This window comes from Variovorax sp. PAMC26660, from assembly GCF_014302995.1.
Lineage (GTDB): Bacteria > Pseudomonadota > Gammaproteobacteria > Burkholderiales > Burkholderiaceae_C > Variovorax.
Genome location: NZ_CP060295.1, coordinates 3,139,775 through 3,158,012 on the forward strand (window position 1 = coordinate 3,139,775; position 18,238 = coordinate 3,158,012).

The following is an 18,238-nucleotide window of genomic DNA, read 5'->3' on the forward strand; positions in this document are numbered from 1 at the left end:
AGCGGGGGAAAGAAAAAGGGGCGTCGTGCTCAGTGCAGGACGCGCGAAACCGGGGCACCGCCAATGTCGGCTTCGAGCACGAACATCGGAACCGGCACGTCGAAACGCTCGCCTTCCTCCGTCACCACGAAGAAGCTGCCGTGCATGGTGCCGCTCGCGGCCTGAAGGCGGCAACCGCTGGTGTAACGGAAGGATTCGCCGGGGGCCAGCAACGGCTGCTGGCCGATCACACCGAGGCCCTTGACCTCCTGCGGATGGCCCGAGGCATCGTTGATGAGCCAGTGGCGGGCGATCAACTGCGCGGCCACCGAACCCGTGTTCGTCACGGTGATCGTGTACGAAAAGGTGTAAATGTTGTCCTTGGGAGAGGACTGCTCGGCCAGGTAGCGTGGTTCGACTTGTACGCTGAAGGGGCTGTGTGACATGGCCGCGATGGTAACTGCAGGCCTCGGCGCCCTCCGGGCTTCAGATCGTTTCGCCCTTCGGCGCGACTTCGGTGGCCACGGACGGAACGGTCTGGAACAACTGGTCGCGCAACGCCGCCGTGGCGGCCGTGTCCGGATCGCGGTCCGACGTGCCGACCAGCACCATCCGCCAGATCTGCCCGCCGCTTTTCAGCAGCGTGGCGTCGACGTGCCGCGAGGCGTCCGAGGCCATGGCGCCCTTCATCTGCAGGCCGAAGCGCCCCTTGACGTTGATCGGGCGGGCGCGCGTGTCCAGTTCCATCGACACGCGCACCGCGTGCACCCACACCCGCTGGTATTCGTCGAGGCTTATCCGTTCCAGCCCGCCTTCCACGGCAAAGACCGCGACCACGTTGTCGGAGACGAAGGTGTGAACAACATCCCCCGAGCTGTTGGACTGTTCCCGGTACTGCCAGCCGCGAGGGATGTCCGCGCGCAGCTTCGTGACGGGGTTCGTCCACGCAAAGCCGGCGTAGTAGCTGATGCTTTTTTCGGCCTCGCGCTGGTGGAGGATGCTCACGCCAGCCACAAGACCCACCAGGGCGGTTGCGGCCACGCCCGTACGAAACACGCCCGCTCCCGTCGCCTGCACCTGGTAGCGCTTCTCGTCGTAAGAGGCGGGGCGGCCCGCGTTCACCTCGAAGAACTGGCGGCCCATGGTGAACAGCGTGACGAAGGGAACGCCCAGTCCGAGGCCGGACAGGTACATCCGCGCCATGCGTCCCAGGTATTGAAGGAAGGTCGGCCGTCCGCCGCCATGCAGTGTGACCCGGATGCCGAACAGCAGCTTGCCGAGCGTCGTGCCGAACAGGCCGAAGACGACGGCTTCGAAGAGCAGCGCCAACGGCAGGAAGATGAGACTGAGCACCGGCGTGGACGACGGGGTTTCCATCCACAGGCCAAAGGCCGGCCAGATGCGGCCGACCACTGCGCCCATGAAGAAGCCGGCGGGCACGCACATCGTCCAGACGTCCAGGATGCGGGCGAAAAAGCGACGCCATGGGCCGGCCGGCGGCAAGCCGGAGGGCCGCCTTTGCGGTGCCGGCGCCTCCACGGGACCGTCCGACAGCCACGGTTCCGGTTCCTGCTCCGAACGTGCGAACTGCGGCGCAGGCACCGGGTCGAAGGCCCGCGGTTCGGGCAAAGGCGGTGCCTCGCGCACGACGGCGGGCGCGAAGTCCGGCAGCAGCACGGGCTCCATGCGCATGCCGGGCAGCACCAGTTCCTCGACCTGGTGCAGGGGCTTCCAGGCCAGCCGCCCCGGACGCCAGACCAGCGTCTGCGGGCCAATGGTGCCCGCGCGGATGCGTTCATGGATCTGCGCGACCGACAGCGGACCCTGCCTGTCGTCGCCCTCTACATACCACCAACCCTCGTCCATAGGACCCCCCATTTGTCGTACCAGCCCTCTTGCGGCAGGCCAAATGTATCGGGAAGTATGCAGGGCTCCAAGGACAACGGCCGGGGGCTGAAGCGACAATCGGAGGCATGAGCACCCCGTTCCGCATTGCGCCCTCCATCCTGTCCGCCGACTTCGCGCACCTCGGCCAAGAACTGACCGACGTGATCGCGGCCGGCGCCGACTGGATCCATTTCGACGTGATGGACAACCATTACGTGCCGAACCTGACCTTCGGCCCGATGATCTGCCAGGCACTCAAGCCCTACGCCAAGAAGGCGGACGGCACGCCGGTGCCGGTCGACGTGCACCTGATGATCCAGCCGGTCGACGCGCTGGCGGCCTCGTTCGCGCAAGCGGGCGCCGACTACATCAGCTTCCACCCCGACGCTTCGCCCCATGTGCACCGCAGCATCCAGGCCATCAAGGCGGCTGGCTGCAAGGCGGGGCTGGTGTTCAATCCGGGCCTTGGGCTGGAGGCGCTGGACTGGGCCATCGACGACATCGACCTCATCCTCATCATGAGCGTGAACCCCGGTTTCGGCGGCCAGAGCTTCATCGACTCGGCCCTGCGCAAGATCGAACTCACGCGCAAGCGCATCGAGCAGAGCGGTCGCGACATCCGCCTGGAAGTCGACGGCGGCATCAAGGCCGACAACATTGCGCGTGTGGCCTCGGCCGGCGCGGACACCTTCGTGGCGGGCAGCGCGATCTTCAACGCCAAGGACTACGGCGGCGTGATCGCCGACATGCGCAAGCAACTGGCCAGCGTCAGCGCCTGACCTTGTCTTTGTAGACGCGGTTGGCCTCCAGGCCCTGGTCGGTGTCGACCAGGCCGCGCTCCACGTCGTCATGGGCCTTGCGGCCCTTCTCGGACGGCTTGCCGTCCAGCGACTTCTGGCTGTCGGACGACTGATCGTGCTCATTCGGCAGGCGCGGCGCGGATTCGCCGGCCTGTTCCACCTTGGTCTTGCCGCCGCCCGCGTCCTTCACCGGATCGCTGGGCTGGGTCTTGCTTGGGCTCATGCGGGGCTCCTTCGGTCGGCGTTTTGAAACTCGAAAACGCAGCCTGCCCCGCAGCGGCCGGCCGGGCGGTAGGACAGGCAAGGCAGCCCCTGTAGGCGCCGGATCGTCTGCCATGCAACGAATAGCGTCTTTGCGGGCAGGGAGAGGGCTCCGCAATAATCCCCCGCATGTCTTCCGATCCTTTTGACGGCGCGGCCATCGACAGCCTGCGCATCCACACCTTCGCCTCGCTGAACCCCGGCCCGCGTCTGCTCGTGATCGGGGGCGTGCACGGCGACGAGACCTGCGGCACCGAAGGCATCGAGCGCATCCTGGCCGAATTCGACGCTGGTTTGCTGCAACTTCAGCGCGGCGAGCTGACGGTGGTGCCTATTGCCAACCCGCTCGCGCGCCGGCGCCTGCAGCGCGAAGGCGAACGCAACCTCAACCGCCTGTTTCGCCCGACCGAAGACCCCGCCGACTACGAAGCCCGCATCACCAACCGACTGGCCCCGTTGATCGCGCGCCACGACGTGCTGCTCGACCTGCACTCCTTCCAGAGCGAGGGCGAGGCCTTCGCGATGATCGGCCCGCGCGACAACACCGGCACGCTGGAGCCCTTCGCCCGCTCGTACGAAGAAGGCCAGCTCGCGCTGCACATCGGCACGCCCATCGTGGTGGAAGGCTGGCTCGACATCTACGCAGCCGGCCTTGCGCAACGCGCCGGCGGTGCGCCGGCCGACGAGGCGGCGCTCGACTTCGGCCGCGGCACCAACGAATACATCCGCAGTTGCGGCGGCTACGGCGTCACGCTCGAATGCGGCCAGCACCAGGACCCGCAGGCGCCCGAGGTGGCGTGGCGCGCCATTCGCCGCACGCTCGCGCTGCTGGGCATGGCACCGCTGCCGCCGGGCCTGGCGGGCGCATCTGCCCAGCCGCCCAAGCTGCTGCGACTGGCGAGCGTGACCGACCGCCTGCACGAGGACGACAGCTTCGTGCGCGACTGGGCCACCTTCGACGAAGTGCAGCGCGGCGAACCCATCGGCATGCGCCACGACGGCACGATGCTGAACGCACCCGACGACGGCTTCATCGTGTTCCCCAACGCACTGGCGCTGCCCGGCGCCGAGTGGTTCTACTTCGCGCATCCGAGCGAACGCCAGCTTGGGCCGGTGGCTGGCGCCGCCTGAGGCCACGCTCCTACATCGCGCGGCCACGCGCGGTGCACATTCCGAGACCGAAGGAGTGTGCCCATGCCCGTCTCTAGAAAAGCCCCCGCGCCGCGCGTCCTGTGGAAGGGCGCGATCAGCTTCGGCCTTGTCCACATTCCGGTGGCGCTCTACTCGGCCACCACCGACCACGGCATCGACTTCGACTGGCTCGACAAGCGCAGCATGGACCCGGTCGGCTACAAGCGCATCAACAAGAAGACCGGCAAGGAAATCGCGCGCGAGAACATCGTCAAGGGCGTCGAGTACGAGAGTGGCGAGTACGTGGTGCTCAGCGACAAGGAAATCTCCGCTGCGTACCCCAAGACCACGCAGACCATCGAGATCGAGACCTTCGTGCCCGCCAACGGCATTCCCTTCGTGTATCTCGAACGGCCCTACTACGTGGCGCCGATCAACCGGGGCGCGAAGGTCTATGCACTGCTGCGCGAAACGCTGCAGCGCAGCGGTCGCGTGGGCGTGGCCCGCGTCGTGATCCAGACCAAGCAGCATCTCGCGGTGCTGGTGCCTGTCGGGCCCGGCCTCGTGTTGAACCTGTTGCGCTGGGGTGCCGACATCCGGCCTTGGACCGACCTGCCGCTGCCGTCCGAAGACGCGAAGAAGGCCGGCCTGAGCGATCGCGAACTCAAGATGGCCAGGCAACTCGTCGACGACATGAGCGCCGAGTGGGACCCGGGCGAATTCAAGGACGAGTTCAAGGACGAGATCCTGCGGCTGGTCGATCGCAAGGTGAAGGCGGGCCAGACCGAGACCGTGACGCAGCCGGAGCCTGAAGAAGGCCAGTCCACGGAAAGCCGCGGCGCCAAGATCATCGACCTGACCGAGCTGCTGCAACGCAGCCTGCGCAAGGGCGGCAAGGCCAAGGCGGCCGATAAAGAAGAAGGCGACGATGAAGAAGACGCGCCGGCAGCAAAGCCCGCAGCCAAGAAGCGCAAGCCCGCCGCGAAGGTCGTCAAGACCGCCAGCAAGACCACCGCCCGCCATCGCCGCGTGGCCTGACGGAGCAACGACGCGATGGGCACCACCGCATCGACCGCGCGCAAGGCACTGGCGCGCTACCACGGCAAGCGCGATTTCTCGCGCACGCCGGAGCCCCGAACGGGCGGCAGCACGGGCAAGCGCGTGCTGTCCTTCGTCATCCAGAAGCACCACGCGAGCCACCTGCACTACGACTTCCGGCTCGAACTCGACGGCACGCTCAAGAGTTGGGCCGTGCCCAAGGGGCCTTGCCTTGATCCGACGGTGAAACGCATGGCCGTGCACGTGGAAGACCATCCGATCTCGTACGCGGATTTCGAGGGCACCATCCCGCCGAAGCAGTACGGCGCCGGCACCGTGATCGTCTGGGACCGCGGCGACTGGCTGCCCGATGGCGATGCGCGCAAGGCACTCGCGGCCGGCAAGCTCAAGTTCGAGCTGCGCGGCGAGAAGCTGAATGGCCACTGGACACTGGTGCGCATGCACGGCAAGGGCGATGAAAAGCACGAGCCGTGGCTGCTCATCAAGGAGCGTGACGGCGAGGCGCGTGCGCTCGCCGACTACGACGTGCTCGAAGAACAGCCCTCGAGCGTGCTGACCGGGCGCGGCGTGGACGAGGTGAGCAGTCCTCCGAAGAAAGTGGCGGCCAAGGCGCCCGCCAAGAAGGCAGCGGCAAAGAAGCCAGCAAACAAGCCTGCAACAAAGACCGCGCTGCCCGCGACCCTGCAGCCCCAACTCGCCACCTTGGCCGCGTCACCGCCGGCCTCGCCCGACGACTGGCTCTACGAACTCAAGTTCGACGGCTACCGCCTGCTCACGCGCATCGAGAAAGGCAAGGTCCGCTGCTTCACCCGCAACGGCCACGACTGGACCGCGAAGCTGCCCACGCTGGCGAAGGCATTGGCCCAGCTCCCCACCGACTCGGCCTGGCTCGACGGCGAGATCACGGTCGAGGGCGAGAACGGCGCGCCCGACTTCCAGGCGCTGCAGAACGCCTTCGACAGCGGCGCGACGTCGTCCATCGTCTATTGGCTGTTCGACGCGCCCTTTCTCGATGGCGATGACTTGCGTGATGCGCCGGTCGAAGTGCGGCGCGCGCAGCTCGCCCGCCTGCTCGGCAAGAAGCCACCCGCGCCACTGCGCCTGAGCGATACCTTCGACGCTTCGCCGCACGACCTGCTCGCGTCGTCCGCACGCATCGGCTTCGAGGGCATCGTCGGCAAGCGCAAGGGCTCGGCCTATGTGTCGCGTCGCTCGCCCGACTGGATCAAGCTCAAGAACCAGCAGCGGCAGGAGTTCGTGATCGGCGGCTACACGGCGCCCAAGGGATCGCGTGCGGGCTTCGGCGCTTTGCTGCTGGGTGTGCACGATGAAGCTACCGGGCGCCTGCGTTACTGCGGCAACGTGGGCACGGGCTTCGATGCCGGCCGGCTTGTCGATATCAAGGCCAGGCTCGACAAGCTGGCCACCGACGACTGCCCCTTCGCGCCGATACCGCGCGGCGTGAAGGCCCGGTGGGTCCAACCCACGCTGGTGGCCGAGGTGTCCTTCGGCGAATGGACGCGCGAAGACCGCGTGCGCCAGGCGGTGTTCCAGGGGCTGCGCGCCGACAAGCCGGCGCGCGAGATCCAGCGTGAGCGAGCGCAGCCAGCAAAGAAGAAGAAAGGACCCGCGACCGCCATGGCTCAAAAAATCACTCATGCCGACCGCGTGATCGACGCGCAAAGCGGCATCACCAAGGGCGAACTCGCGACCTACTACGAGAGCGTCGCCAAGCTCATACTGCCGCATCTGCGCGGCCGGCCCGTGTCGCTGGTGCGTGCACCGGAAGGCGTGGGCGGAGAGTTGTTCTTCCAGAAGCACGTGCAGGGCCGCGAGATTCCCGGCGTGCACCTGCTCGATCCCGCGCTCGATCCGGGCCACGAGCCGCTGCTGCAGATCGACACGAAGCAGGGTCTGCTCGGCGCCGCGCAGATGAATGTGATCGAACTGCACACCTGGAACGCGACTTCGCGCGCCATCGGCAAGCCCGACCGCATGACCTTCGACCTCGACCCCGGCGAAGGCGTGGCGTGGCCGCAGATCCAGGAAGCCGCTTTGCTGGTGCGTACGCTGCTCGACGAACTGGGCCTGCCGTCCTTCCTCAAGACCAGCGGCGGCAAGGGCCTGCATGTGGTCGTGCCGATCCGGCGGCGGTACGACTGGGACACCGTCAAGGGCTTCTCGCAGGCCGTGGTGGCGCATCTGGCGCAGACGATTCCGGAGCGCTTCGTCGCCAAGAGCGGGCCGCGCAATCGCGTGGGGAAGGTCTTTGTCGACTACCTGCGCAACGGCTTCGGTGCCACCACCGTCAGCGCATGGTCGGCGCGTTCGCGGCCGGGGCTTGGTGTGTCGGTGCCGCTGGGGTGGGACGAATTGCCTGCGTTGACCAGCGCCGCGCAGTGGACCGTGACCAACGTGGGCGAGCGCTTCGAGATCGGCAACAAGCCCTGGGCCGCGATGGAGCGCAGCCGCGAGGGGCTGGCCGCTGCGATGAAGACGCTGGGCTACAACAAGTAGCGGCCTCTTGGTATTTCTCCCTCCCCCGCTGGGGGAGGGTTGGGGTGGGGGCACGACGGCCTCAACCAAAGCGCGGCGCCTGATCGAAGGCCTGCCCCCATCCCAGCCTTCCCCCGGAAGGGGAAGGAGCAAAGCCAGAGCTACTGCAGCACTTCTTCCGTCGTCACATCAAAACGCTGCAGCGTGTTCGCCCCGAACACCATCGTGATCGGCACATCGGCCGCATCGCGTCCGCGCGCCAGCACCACGCGGCCGATGCGTGGCGTGTTGTGGCGCGCATCGAAGGTGTGCCAGCGGTTGCCCAGGTACACCTCGAACCATGCGCTGAAGTCCATCGGATAGCGCACCGGCGGAATGCCGATGTCGCCGAGGTAGCCCGTCACGTAGCGCGCCGGAATGTTCATGCAACGGCACAGCGTGATCGCCAGGTGCGCGAAGTCGCGGCACACGCCGGTGCCCTCGCGATAGCCTTCGAGCGCGGTGCGCGTGGCGCGTGCATTCTGGTAGTCGAAGCGCAGGTGCCGGTGCACGAAGTCGCAGATCGCCTGCACGCGAGACCAGCCCGGCGGCACGTTCGAGAAATTCGCCCAGGCGAACTGCAGCAGCTCGCTGTCGACTTCACAGTAGCGGCTCGGCAGCACGAACGGCAAGGTCGATACCGGCAGGTCCGCCGCCGCGTGCTCCAGAGCCCCCAGGTCCACCGGATCGGGCCAACCGGTGTCGTACACCACCGCATGGTTGCGCAGCCGCACGCTGCTCACGCCAAAGGGCACATGCACCCGAGCACAGTGGTTGTCGAAGTTGTCCTTGTAATGGTCGGTCACCAGCGGCGGGCTGATGGTGATGTGCTCGCTGCCCTGCAGGTCCGCCGTGCGCGACGGATGCACCTGCAGCATGTAGATCAACGCCGTGGGGGCGGTGACGCCGAGTTCGATGTCGAAACCGATCCTGATCTGCATGGCGTTCTTTCTTTCTTCCCTGGGGTGATCCGGGTGATTGCGCCCGGTGCGCGAGACACAGTGAAGACAGCAAGCACGATTGATGCCGCCTTCTGCCCCATGCTATGCGACACGCCCCTGAACGTCGCGCGGCCAGGACGCCCGAAGCTGCGTAGGCCGCCGCGATGCGCTGTCGGCGCGCTCCTACTGCGCACTCGCTCCTTCTCCCACAGAGGGGGGAGGGCGGCCACTACGGTTGGCGGCCCGCGCGAAACATAACCTTGCATTTCGCTTGCAAACCCCGCCACCGCGCGCCGGTCCGTCTGTTTCCTTGGAGGGAATCATGGAGATTTCATCGCTTTTCGACTCGCTCACCACCGCGTGGGGCGACGAGATCCTTGTCTGGGCCGTCGCCGCCGTTGCGGGATGCATCTGCCTGATCGCGTTGGTGAACGTGCTCGACATGTTCCTCGACAGCAACGAAGCGGGCTGAGCGCCCTCCCCATGAAAGATTCCAGGTCCACGATGACGCCACAGAACAAGGCCGCCGCAGGCCGCCGCGCCAGCACCGCCAAGACGGGTGACGGCAGCAACGCCAAGCAGCAGCAGCTCGAAGGCTTTACCGTCGAACATCCGTCGACCCTGACCACCAACCAGGGTCTGCAGATTCCGGACAACCACAACTCGCTCAAGGCCGGCGTGCGCGGGCCCACGCTGCTCGAAGACTTCATCCTGCGCGAGAAGATCACGCACTTCGACCACGAGCGCATTCCCGAGCGTGCCGTGCATGCGCGCGGCTCTGCGGCGCATGGCTACTTCCAGGTCTACAAGTCGATGTCGCAGTTCACCTGCGCCGACTTTCTTCAGGACCCCGACCAGAAGACGCCCGTTTTCGTGCGCTTCTCGACCGTGGCCGGCTCGCGCGGATCCGCCGATACGGTGCGCGACGTGCGTGGCTTTGCCGTCAAGTTCTACACCCGCGAAGGCAACTACGACCTTGTGGGCAACAACATTCCGGTGTTCTTCATCCAGGACGCGATGAAGTTTCCCGACCTCATTCACGCCGTGAAGCCCGAGCCGCACCACGAGATGCCGCAGGCCGCGAGCGCGCACGACACCTTCTGGGACTTCGCCTCGCTGATGCCCGAGAGCACCCACATGCTGATGTGGGCCATGAGCGACCGCGCCATTCCGCGCAGCCTGCGCATGATGGAAGGCTTTGGCGTCCACACCTTTCGCTTCATCAACGGCCGCGGCGAGAGCCACTTCGTGAAGTTCCACTGGAAGCCCAAGCTCGGCATCCACGGCCTGGTGTGGGATGAAGCACAGAAGATCGCCGGCAAGGACGCCGACTTCCATCGCCGCGACCTGTGGGAAGCCATCGAGAACGGCGACTTCCCTGAATGGGAACTCGGCGTGCAGATCATTCCGCAGGACAAGGAGCATTCGCTCGGCTTCGACCTGCTCGACCCCACCAAGCTCATTCCCGAGGAAATGGTGCCCGTGCAGAAGATCGGCAAGCTGGTGCTCAACCGCAACCCCGACAACTTCTTTGCCGAGACCGAGCAGGTGGCCTTCCACCCCGGCCACGTGGTGCCCGGCATCGACTTCAGCAACGACCCGCTGCTGCAGGGGCGCCTGTTCTCGTACACCGACACGCAGATCTCGCGCCTGGGCGGTGCCAACTTCCACGAACTGCCGATCAACAAGGCCGTGTGCCCGTTCCACAACATGCAGCGCGACGGCATGCACCGCCAGAGCATCGCGCGCGGCCAGGTGGCTTATGAGCCCAATACGCTGGGCAGCGGCACCGAGTTTCGTGTCGATGGGGGCAGCAACGGCTTTCAGTCGTTCCCCGAAGAGATCGATCCGCCGAAGGTGCGCCGGCGCAGCCCTTCGTTCGACGACCATTTCACTCAGGCGCGCCTGTTCTTCAACAGCCAGAGTGCGGCCGAGAAGGAACACATCGTCGCGGCCTTCCGCTTCGAGCTGTCGAAGCTCGAAGTGCCGGCGATTCGCCAGCGCATGGTCGACAACCTCGCGCACGTGGACGAGAAACTTGCGCGCCGCGTGGCCGAGCCGCTGGGCATCGGCGAGCCCGATGCCAAGGCCGCCGCAGGCCGTGCCGGTTTTCGCGACCACCGCATCGCGCTGCCGATCGACGAGTCGCCGGCGCTGAGCATGGCCGACACCGGCGACGGCTCGATCCGCACACGCAAGATCGCGATCCTCGTGGCCGATGGCGTCGATTCCGCTTCGCTCAAGCCGATCCGCGATGCGCTCGAACAGGCGGGTGCGCAATGCAAGGTGGTGGGCCCGAAGCTCGGCACCGTGGCCAGCGCGTCCAAGCGGCAGATCGATGTCGACATGACGTTCTCGAACACGCCCTCGGTGATGTTCGACGCGGTGCTGGTGCCGGCCGGCGCCGACAGCGCGGCCGCGATGGCGGCAACAGGCGATGCGGTGCACTTCGTGCTGGAGGCCTACAAGCACTGCAAGGCGATCTGCACGGTGGGCGAGGGCGTGCAATTGCTCTCGACGCTGGGCATCGGCGCGGACAGCGACGCGCCCTCGGGTGTCGTCGTGGCCGCCACGCCGGTCACCAACCTGGGCGACAGCACGGCCGCCACGCAGATCGCGCACGATTTCATCGCGGCGATCGCCAAGCATCGGCACTGGGACCGGGCGAACATCGACGCGGTACCGGCCTAGCCGGACCGTGACACTTCTGCAATAACCCGCGCCATGTGCCGCCCCAGCCCGTCGGCCCGCTCGACAGGCATGCCCGCATAGCCGAGCACGAAGCCGTTGTAGCGTGAGCCGTCGGTGCCCGGAAGACAGAACGGGCTCAGCGGCCGCAGGCCCAGTCCCTGCACTCGCGCGGCGCGGCTCACGGCCACGTCGGAGACCGGCGCCTCGAGCCGCGCCGACAAGTGCATGCCACCCGCACCGCCCGAGACGGTGACCACGCCCTGCAGGTGCCGCTTGAGCGCAGCCTGCAAAGCCTCACGACGCTGCGCATAGAGCTGCCGCATGCGGCGCAGATGCAGGGTGAACTGCCCGCTTTCGATGAAGTCTGCCAGCGCAATCTGCTCCGCGAGCCGGCCGCGCATGCCGCCGGTGGCGATCGCGCCGAGCCATGCTGTCGACAACGTGGCGGGCACGACGGTGAAGCCCAGGCGAAGTGCGGGAAACAGCGTCTTGCTGAAGGTGCCGACGTAGACCACCGGCGCGTGCGCATCCAGCCCCTGCACGGCAGACAGCGGAATCCCGTCGCTGCGGAATTCGCTGTCGTAGTCGTCCTCGACCAGCCACGCACCGGCCTCGCGCGCCTGCCGGAGCAACGCCAGCCGTCGCTCGAGGCTCATCATGGCGCCCAGCGGGTATTGGTGCGAAGGCGTGATGTAGATCAGCTTCGGCGGCGTGCGGTGCCAGTCCACGGTGCGTGGCGCCAGGCCTTCGGAATCGACGGCGATGGGCACCAGCCGGAGGTCGGCTGCCTGGAACGCGGCGCGAGCGCCCGGATAGCCGGGGTTCTCGATCCAGGCTGTATCACCCCCATCGGCCAGCATGCGGGCGCACAGATCCAGGCTGCCCTGGGATCCGTCGGAGATGAACACCTGCGCCGCCTCGCACCGCACGCCGCGCGACACGCGCAGGTATTGCGCAATCGCTTCTCGCAGTCGCAGATGGCCTTGCCCGGGCGCATAGCCCAGCTGCGGCACCTCGGTCTGGCGCCAGGCCCGCTCCATGCAGCGCCGCCACGCGGCCAGCGGAAATTCGTTCAGCGCGGGCGTGCCGGGCCAAAGGGGCAGCAAATGGTTCGTGTCGTTCTGTTCGCCTTGAAGGGGAGCCGCACGGCGGGCCAGCGGTGGCGCCAGTGGGCGCTGCGCGTCATGCGCGGTTCCCGTGCCGCGGCCATGGAGAGGTGACAGGCCCAGGCGCACAACGACGGTGCCGTGACGGGTGCCGACCAGGAATCCCTCCGCCGCCAAATGCTCGTAGGCATAGAGCACGGAATTGCGGGCCATGCCGAGTTCTTCGGCCAGGGCGCGCGTAGAAGGAAGCCGGGCGCCCTCCGCGATCTTTCCGCCGAGGATCGCCCACCGGAGGCAGGCGTACAACCGGTGCTGGCGGGTGGCAGGGCCTTGCGGGCCTTCGCGCGCGAAGGCGGCGAGCAGGGCGAGATGGTCCACGGTGGCTCCATCGAATGGGGGTTGAGTGGGTCTATGCATGATGCCACCGGATGTCTACGCTCACGGGACCTCTTTCCGTTCTCTATCTCCTTCCGACAGCCAATGCCTCCTTCCGCCACGCCTTCCCGGCACAGCACCGCCCTCGCATCGAAGTCTCCGCGCGGCGCCTTCTGGCTGCTGGGCCTGGTGGCCATCGTTTGGGGCATCAATTGGCCGATCGGCAAGGCCATGCTCGTGCACGTGCCGCCGGTGTGGACCGTGGCGCTACGAACCGCCGTGGGTGCGCTGGCGGTTCTCGTGCTGTGCGTGCTGACACGGCGGCTGGTGCTGCCGCGGCGCGCGGACATTCCGGTCATCTTGAGCGTGGGCGTGTTGCACATGACGGCGTTCTCCGTGCTGTGCAGCCTGGGTCTGCAGCATGTGTCGGCCAGCCGTTCGGTGGTGCTGGCCTACACGACGCCGTTGTGGGTCGTGCCTGGCGCGTGGCTGCTGCTTGGGGAGGCGCCCACGCGCTGGCGGCTGCTCGGCGCGGGCCTCGGCCTGGCGGGGCTCGTGCTGATCTTCAATCCGCTCACCTTCGACTGGCACGACCGGCGTGCCGTGACCGGCAACGTGGCGGTGTTGCTGGCCGCGTTGTGCTGGGCTGCAAGCATCCTCTACGTGCGGGTACACAAGTGGGTCACGCCGCCCTTCGAGCTGGTGTTCTGGCATGCGCTGCTGGCCAGCTGCCTGTTGCTGCCGATGGCCGTGGCGATCGAAGGCGTTCCGCACATCGCGTGGAGTGCGGTGCTGGTGTCGCAGTTGCTCTACGGCGGACTGTTCGGCATTGCGCTGGCTTACTGGGCCATGACCACGGTCAATCGCACGCTGCCGGCCACGACGACATCGCTCGGCCTGCTGGGTGTTCCGGTGGTCGGCATCGCCTGTTCGGCGGCGGCGCTGCGGGAACCCGTCGGCGCGGCGTTGTTGATGGCGCTGCTGCTCATCCTCGGCGGCATCGTGTTGGGGATGGTGCGGACATCGACGCAGATCGGGCAGGGCGGAGCGGGCATGCGGCCGTAGTTCTTTTGCGCTAGACCGTATTGCGAATAGGCGCGGAGGGTACCCCCTCCTAGACTTTCCCCACGAGGCCTGAACGGCGCGCACTTTCGCCGCGTCGACCGCCCGCTTCCGGCGGGCGCATGGGCCGCGCGCGGGGGATCCAATGGCGTGGATATCGAGATGGGGGTGGGGTCGCCCTGCACGTCATCGTGCGGGGACTGCGGCAGCGCTCGGGCTTGCAGGCATTCTTCTCCTGGGCTTCGGTCCTTCGGCAACGGCACAGCAACAGGCATCGGGTGCCGAGGCTGCCGCCGACCGGATGGAGCAGGCGCGGCTGGCCGACACCGACACCTTGCTGGCACTGACCAGCGAAGGCGCCGTGCTCTACGGGCAGGACGCGGTCAAGCTCTCGGGCTACCAGTACTGCAGCCAGGCCGTCGCATTGGCCGAGGCCGGCGAGTTTCGCCAGAGCGTGCGTGCCGCGAGCAAGGCGCTGCACCTGGCCAATGCCACCAACGATCCGAACCTGATGGCGATGGCCAATCGCGACCTCGCGATCGTCTACAGCTATTCGGGCCAGCTCGAAAAAGCAGAAGAGTTCGCGCGCGAAGCGCTCAAGCATCCGGCGCGCGACCCCAAGCTGGTCGTCGGCCCGGTGCAGAAAGTGATCGGCGACGTGCGCACGCGGCGCGGCGATTTCTCGGGCGCCGTGCTCAGCTATGACGAGGCCTTGGCCAACAGTTCATCGCGCTATGCGCCGCTGGTGCAGGCCTCGCTGGTCAATGCGCTGATCGAATCGGGCGATGCGGTGCGGGCGCGCGAAGTGCTCGGCACCATGGCGCCGCCGAAAGACGCACCGCTCACAGCGCAGCTCGACCGCACGCGCGCACGCCTGCTGCTGGCCGAGAACAAGCCGGCCGAGGCACGCGATGCGTACCGTGCGCTCACTGCGCGCCAGGTCGGCGTCGACACCGAGTACTACCGCCTCTGGGCCTGGGACGGCGTGGCGCGCAGCGAACTCGCGCTCGGCCAGAAGCAAGCCGCGGCCGAAGCCGTGGGCCGCGCGCTCGGTGACGTCGACAAGGTGCGCGCGAAGTTCCGCAGCGAAGAATTCAAGATGGGCCTGTTCTCGGACCTGCAGACGGTGTTCGAGCGCGGTGTGTCGATCTACAGTGACGCGGGCGATGCGCGCCAGGCCTTCGAGGTCAGCGAGCACAGCCGCTCGCGCGCGCTGCTCGACGCGGTGCGCGGCCGCGCGAAGATCAGCGAGCAGGCGGCCAACACCGTCGACCTCGCCACGCTGCAGCGCATGTTGGCACCCGACGAGCGCGTGGTGCAGTTCCACTCGTTGCCCGACCGGCTGGTGGTGTGGGTCGTCAGCTCGAGCAGCATCACCGAGAAGACGGTGGCAGTGAAGCGCGACGATCTCAACGAGCTGGTCGAGACCTTCCGCAACTCCATCGTGCGCGGGCGCCGCACGGCCATCACCAATGCCGACAAGCTGGGCGCCGCGCTGCTCGGGCCGCTGGGGCTGGCACCGGGCCAGCGGCTGATCGTCGTGCCGCACGGGCCGTTGCACTACCTGCCGTTCCAGGCGCTGCGCCTGGACGGCCGCTATGTGATCGAGACGCACCCGGTGTCGGTGGCGCCGTCCATCAGCATCGCCGTGCAACTGGCGCAGCGCACGCCGCGCGTGAGCGCCTCGCTGGTGGCCTTCGGCAATCCGCGCATCGAAGACAAGTACGACCTGCCCGGTGCCGAGTCCGAGGTGAAGCAGCTCGCGCAACTGTTCCCGCGCAACACCGTGTACATGGGCGCCGCCGCCACCAAGACGCAGTTCCGCGATGTGGCTTCGCGCTCGCCGCTGATGCATGTGGCGGCGCATGCGGAGGCCGATGCGGTCGATCCGCTGTACTCGCGCATCCTGTTGGCCAATGAAGGCGGCAAGCAGAATTTTCTGGAAGCGCACGAGATCCTCGAAATGCCGATGGACGGCACGGCGCTGGTCACGTTGTCGGCTTGCGAGTCGGGGTTGGGACGCATCGCGCAGGGCGACGAGGTACTGGGCTTCACGCGCTCCTTTCTCTCGGCCGGCAGCTCCAGCCTGATCGCGTCGCTGTGGCCGGTGTCGGACGACGCGACGGCCGTTCTCATGAGCACGCTCTATGGCGAGCTGGCCAAGGGTCGTGACATCCAGAAGGCCATGCAGGCCGGGCAGCTCGCCGTACTGAAGGACCCCAAGATGTCTCACCCCTTCTTCTGGGCGCCGTTCAACCTGATCGGCAACTGGCGCCTCACTGTGGGGAGTTGAAATGTTGGCCACTCGAATGGAAACCTTCTCTTTGATTCATCGCGTCGAGGTTGAGGAGCGTTGTTCTTGGCGCTGCTGTTCAGGGCGACGCTCACGCCGACACGGTGCTTTTTTTCGCGAATGTCCCCCGCTTCGCTCCTCCTTTATTTCGCGAAAAAGAGCGCCGTATCGACGTGAGCGGTCAGAGCACTGGTTGATCGGCGATCACCAGCAGCGTGTCCAGGTGCGAATGACGCCAGGTGCTCCCCGCAGCGAAATAAAGGAGGAGCGAAGCGGGGGACATTCGCACAGGGGAGCACCTGGCGTCATTCGCACGCGCCCTGAACAACAGCGCCCCGAACAAACGCACAGCGAACAAAAGCAACCCGCAGCCCAACACGCAGCGGAGCACTGAAATGCGCGCTCTTCAACGCTCCACACCGATCGCCCTCGCAGTCACCGCCTTGGTCGGTGCAACGCTGCTGGTAGCCGCCCAGCGCACACACGCGACCGAGGCCGATGTCGATGCCAACGCGCTGCTACCGACCAGCGACCCTTGCGGCACCTGCGACCGACCGCTGGCACAGGCCACCGGCACCGTCGCACCGCAAAGCCTGCCGGCACCGCCGCAACCCACCGCAGCCGCAGGCTCCTTCAAACTCAACGACCTGCGGCTCAACGGCGTCAAGGCGCTGAGCAACGAAGAACTGCAGTCCATCACCGCCCCCTACATCGGCCGCGACGTCACGCTCGGCGACCTCGAAGAACTCGCCAAGGCCATCACCGCACGCTACAAGGAACGCGGCTACTTCCTCGCGCAGGCCGTGGTGCCGGTGCAGACCGTGCGCGACGGCATCGTCGAAATCAGCGTCATCGAAGGGCGCCTTGGCAAGGTCGACGTGGTGGTCGCGCCCGATGCCCCCATCAGCGAGGCGCGCGTGCGCGGCTTCCTCGCTCCGCTGCAACCTGGCGAAGCGGTCAGTGCGCCCGCCTACGAGCGCGCGATGCTGCTGCTGTCGGACCAGCCCGGCATCAAGGTGTCGTCGGGCCTGCAGGAAGGCGCGCAGGCCGGCACCACCGACCTGTCGGTCGAAGTGGCGGCCGCACCGCGCTGGGCCTTCACGGCCGAGGGCGACAACCACGGCACCAAGGAATCGGGCCGCTACCGCGTGGGCGGCACGGCGCGCTGGCTCAGTCCCTTCGGCATCGGCGACAACCTCGACATGCGCGTGATGGTGTCCGACAGCAATGCGCTGCAGTTCGGTCGCATCGCGTACGAGGCGCCCATCGGCACCAGCGGCCTGCGCGCGGGCATCGGCCTGTCGCGCGTGAGCTACGAGCTGGGCGGGCAGTTCGTCGACCTCGACGCGCGCGGCCGCGCCAACGTGCTCGACTTCTCGCTCAACTACCCGCTCATCCGCCAACGGCAGCAGAACCTTTTCGTGCGCCTGGGCATCGACGTGAAAGACCTGACCGACGAATTGCGCGCGGCCGACTTCACCTCGAAGAAGCGTGTGCACGGCCTCAGTGTGGGCTGGACGTGGGAGCGCCGCGACGAGCTTCTGGGCGGCGGCTACTGGGCCAGCTCGGGCACGCTGTACCACGGCAACCTGTCGATCAAGGATGGCGAGAGCCGCGAGTTCGACCAGAGCATCACCGGCCATCACACCGAAGGCGGCTTCACCAAGCTCAGCTTCCAGTTGTCGCGCCTGCAGGCCATCGTGCCGCGCCATTCGCTGTACCTCTCGCTCGGCGGCCAGTGGGCCAGCAAGAACCTCGACGCATCGGAAAAGCTCGCGCTCGGTGGCGCACGCGCAGTGCGTGCGTACCCCTCGGGCGAACTGCTGGTCGACCAGGGCCTGATCGGCACCGTCGAGTGGCGCTGGTCGCTCAACGAAGAACTCACACCCTTCCTGTTCTACGACGCGGCGCGCGGAAAGATCGTGCGCAACCCGACGCCCTACGACGGCATCAACAGCCACAGCCTGCGCGGCTACGGCGTGGGCCTGAGCTGGTCGCGGCCCGGCAATTTCTCGATCAACGCGACGCTGGCCTGGCGCGCGGGAACGCCGGCGGCGCAGACCGACGGCGGTGGCCGCAATCCACGGCTGTACGTGCAGCTCATCAAGGCGTTCTGAC

At 67.1% G+C, this 18,238-nt stretch carries 14 protein-coding genes; 9 read left to right on the forward strand and 5 right to left on the reverse strand.

Going from position 1 to position 18,238, the window contains the following annotated elements:
- Nucleotides 1-29: 29 nt before the first annotated feature.
- Nucleotides 30-425: a Co2+/Mg2+ efflux protein ApaG gene (gene apaG / locus H7F35_RS15065; protein ID WP_187113628.1), complete on the reverse strand. Its 396-nt coding sequence runs from the start codon at nucleotides 423-425 to the stop codon at nucleotides 30-32.
- Nucleotides 426-465: 40 nt separating this feature from the next.
- The gene (locus H7F35_RS15070; RefSeq protein ID WP_261803633.1) at nucleotides 466-1,845 is read right to left on the reverse strand and encodes an RDD family protein; all 1,380 of its coding nucleotides are present in this window, start codon (nucleotides 1,843-1,845) and stop codon (nucleotides 466-468) included.
- A gap of 107 nt (nucleotides 1,846-1,952) precedes the next feature.
- Between H7F35_RS15070 and rpe the strand changes: the two genes are divergently transcribed.
- Nucleotides 1,953-2,645 (forward strand): ribulose-phosphate 3-epimerase, encoded by a 693-nt coding sequence (gene rpe / locus H7F35_RS15075; RefSeq protein WP_187113630.1) that lies wholly within the window; start codon nucleotides 1,953-1,955, stop codon nucleotides 2,643-2,645.
- Here rpe and H7F35_RS15080 read toward each other — a convergent pair.
- Nucleotides 2,635-2,889, reverse strand: a complete 255-nt coding sequence (locus H7F35_RS15080) for a hypothetical protein (protein ID WP_187113631.1) — start codon at nucleotides 2,887-2,889, stop codon at nucleotides 2,635-2,637. The genes rpe and H7F35_RS15080 overlap by 11 nt on opposite strands.
- Nucleotides 2,890-3,056: 167 nt before the next feature.
- Here H7F35_RS15080 and H7F35_RS15085 point away from each other — a divergent pair, with 167 nt between their 5' ends.
- From H7F35_RS15085 to ligD, 3 genes are all read left to right on the forward strand, one after another.
- The gene (locus tag H7F35_RS15085) at nucleotides 3,057-4,058 is read left to right on the forward strand and encodes a succinylglutamate desuccinylase/aspartoacylase family protein (protein ID WP_187113632.1); all 1,002 of its coding nucleotides are present in this window, start codon (nucleotides 3,057-3,059) and stop codon (nucleotides 4,056-4,058) included.
- 63 nt (nucleotides 4,059-4,121) lie between these two features.
- Nucleotides 4,122-5,096, forward strand: a complete 975-nt coding sequence (locus H7F35_RS15090; RefSeq protein WP_187113633.1) for a Ku protein — start codon at nucleotides 4,122-4,124, stop codon at nucleotides 5,094-5,096.
- Nucleotides 5,097-5,111: 15 nt separating this feature from the next.
- On the forward strand, nucleotides 5,112-7,634 hold the full coding sequence (ligD, locus tag H7F35_RS15095) for a DNA ligase D (RefSeq protein WP_187113634.1): 2,523 nt from the start codon (nucleotides 5,112-5,114) through the stop codon (nucleotides 7,632-7,634).
- Between the two features lie 140 nt (nucleotides 7,635-7,774).
- Here ligD and H7F35_RS15100 read toward each other — a convergent pair whose 3' ends face one another.
- The gene (locus H7F35_RS15100; protein ID WP_187113635.1) at nucleotides 7,775-8,593 is read right to left on the reverse strand and encodes a transglutaminase-like domain-containing protein; all 819 of its coding nucleotides are present in this window, start codon (nucleotides 8,591-8,593) and stop codon (nucleotides 7,775-7,777) included.
- Between the two features lie 322 nt (nucleotides 8,594-8,915).
- On the opposite strand from H7F35_RS15100, the gene H7F35_RS15105 reads away from it, so the two are divergent.
- Together H7F35_RS15105 and katE are read left to right on the forward strand one after the other, a co-directional pair.
- Entirely contained in the window at nucleotides 8,916-9,065 is a 150-nt protein-coding gene (locus H7F35_RS15105; protein ID WP_187113636.1) for a hypothetical protein, read from the forward strand.
- 32 nt (nucleotides 9,066-9,097) lie between these two features.
- Nucleotides 9,098-11,284 (forward strand): catalase HPII, encoded by a 2,187-nt coding sequence (gene katE, locus H7F35_RS15110; RefSeq protein ID WP_261803634.1) that lies wholly within the window; start codon nucleotides 9,098-9,100, stop codon nucleotides 11,282-11,284.
- Here the strand turns inward: katE and H7F35_RS15115 are convergent.
- The gene (locus H7F35_RS15115) at nucleotides 11,281-12,768 is read right to left on the reverse strand and encodes a PLP-dependent aminotransferase family protein (RefSeq protein ID WP_261803635.1); all 1,488 of its coding nucleotides are present in this window, start codon (nucleotides 12,766-12,768) and stop codon (nucleotides 11,281-11,283) included. The two genes, katE and H7F35_RS15115, sit on opposite strands and share 4 nt — an antisense overlap.
- Before the next feature lie 102 nt (nucleotides 12,769-12,870).
- Here H7F35_RS15115 and H7F35_RS15120 point away from each other — a divergent pair, with 102 nt between their 5' ends.
- The 3 genes from H7F35_RS15120 (at nucleotide 12,871) to H7F35_RS15130 (ending at nucleotide 18,237) form a co-directional block, all read left to right on the forward strand.
- Entirely contained in the window at nucleotides 12,871-13,830 is a 960-nt protein-coding gene (locus H7F35_RS15120; protein ID WP_187113639.1) for a DMT family transporter, read from the forward strand.
- Nucleotides 13,831-14,128: 298 nt separating this feature from the next.
- Nucleotides 14,129-16,120, forward strand: coding sequence for a CHAT domain-containing protein (locus H7F35_RS15125; RefSeq protein ID WP_261803636.1), 1,992 nt, complete (start codon nucleotides 14,129-14,131; stop codon nucleotides 16,118-16,120).
- A gap of 395 nt (nucleotides 16,121-16,515) precedes the next feature.
- On the forward strand, nucleotides 16,516-18,237 hold the full coding sequence (locus tag H7F35_RS15130) for a ShlB/FhaC/HecB family hemolysin secretion/activation protein (RefSeq protein ID WP_187113641.1): 1,722 nt from the start codon (nucleotides 16,516-16,518) through the stop codon (nucleotides 18,235-18,237).
- Nucleotide 18,238 lies beyond the last annotated feature (1 nt).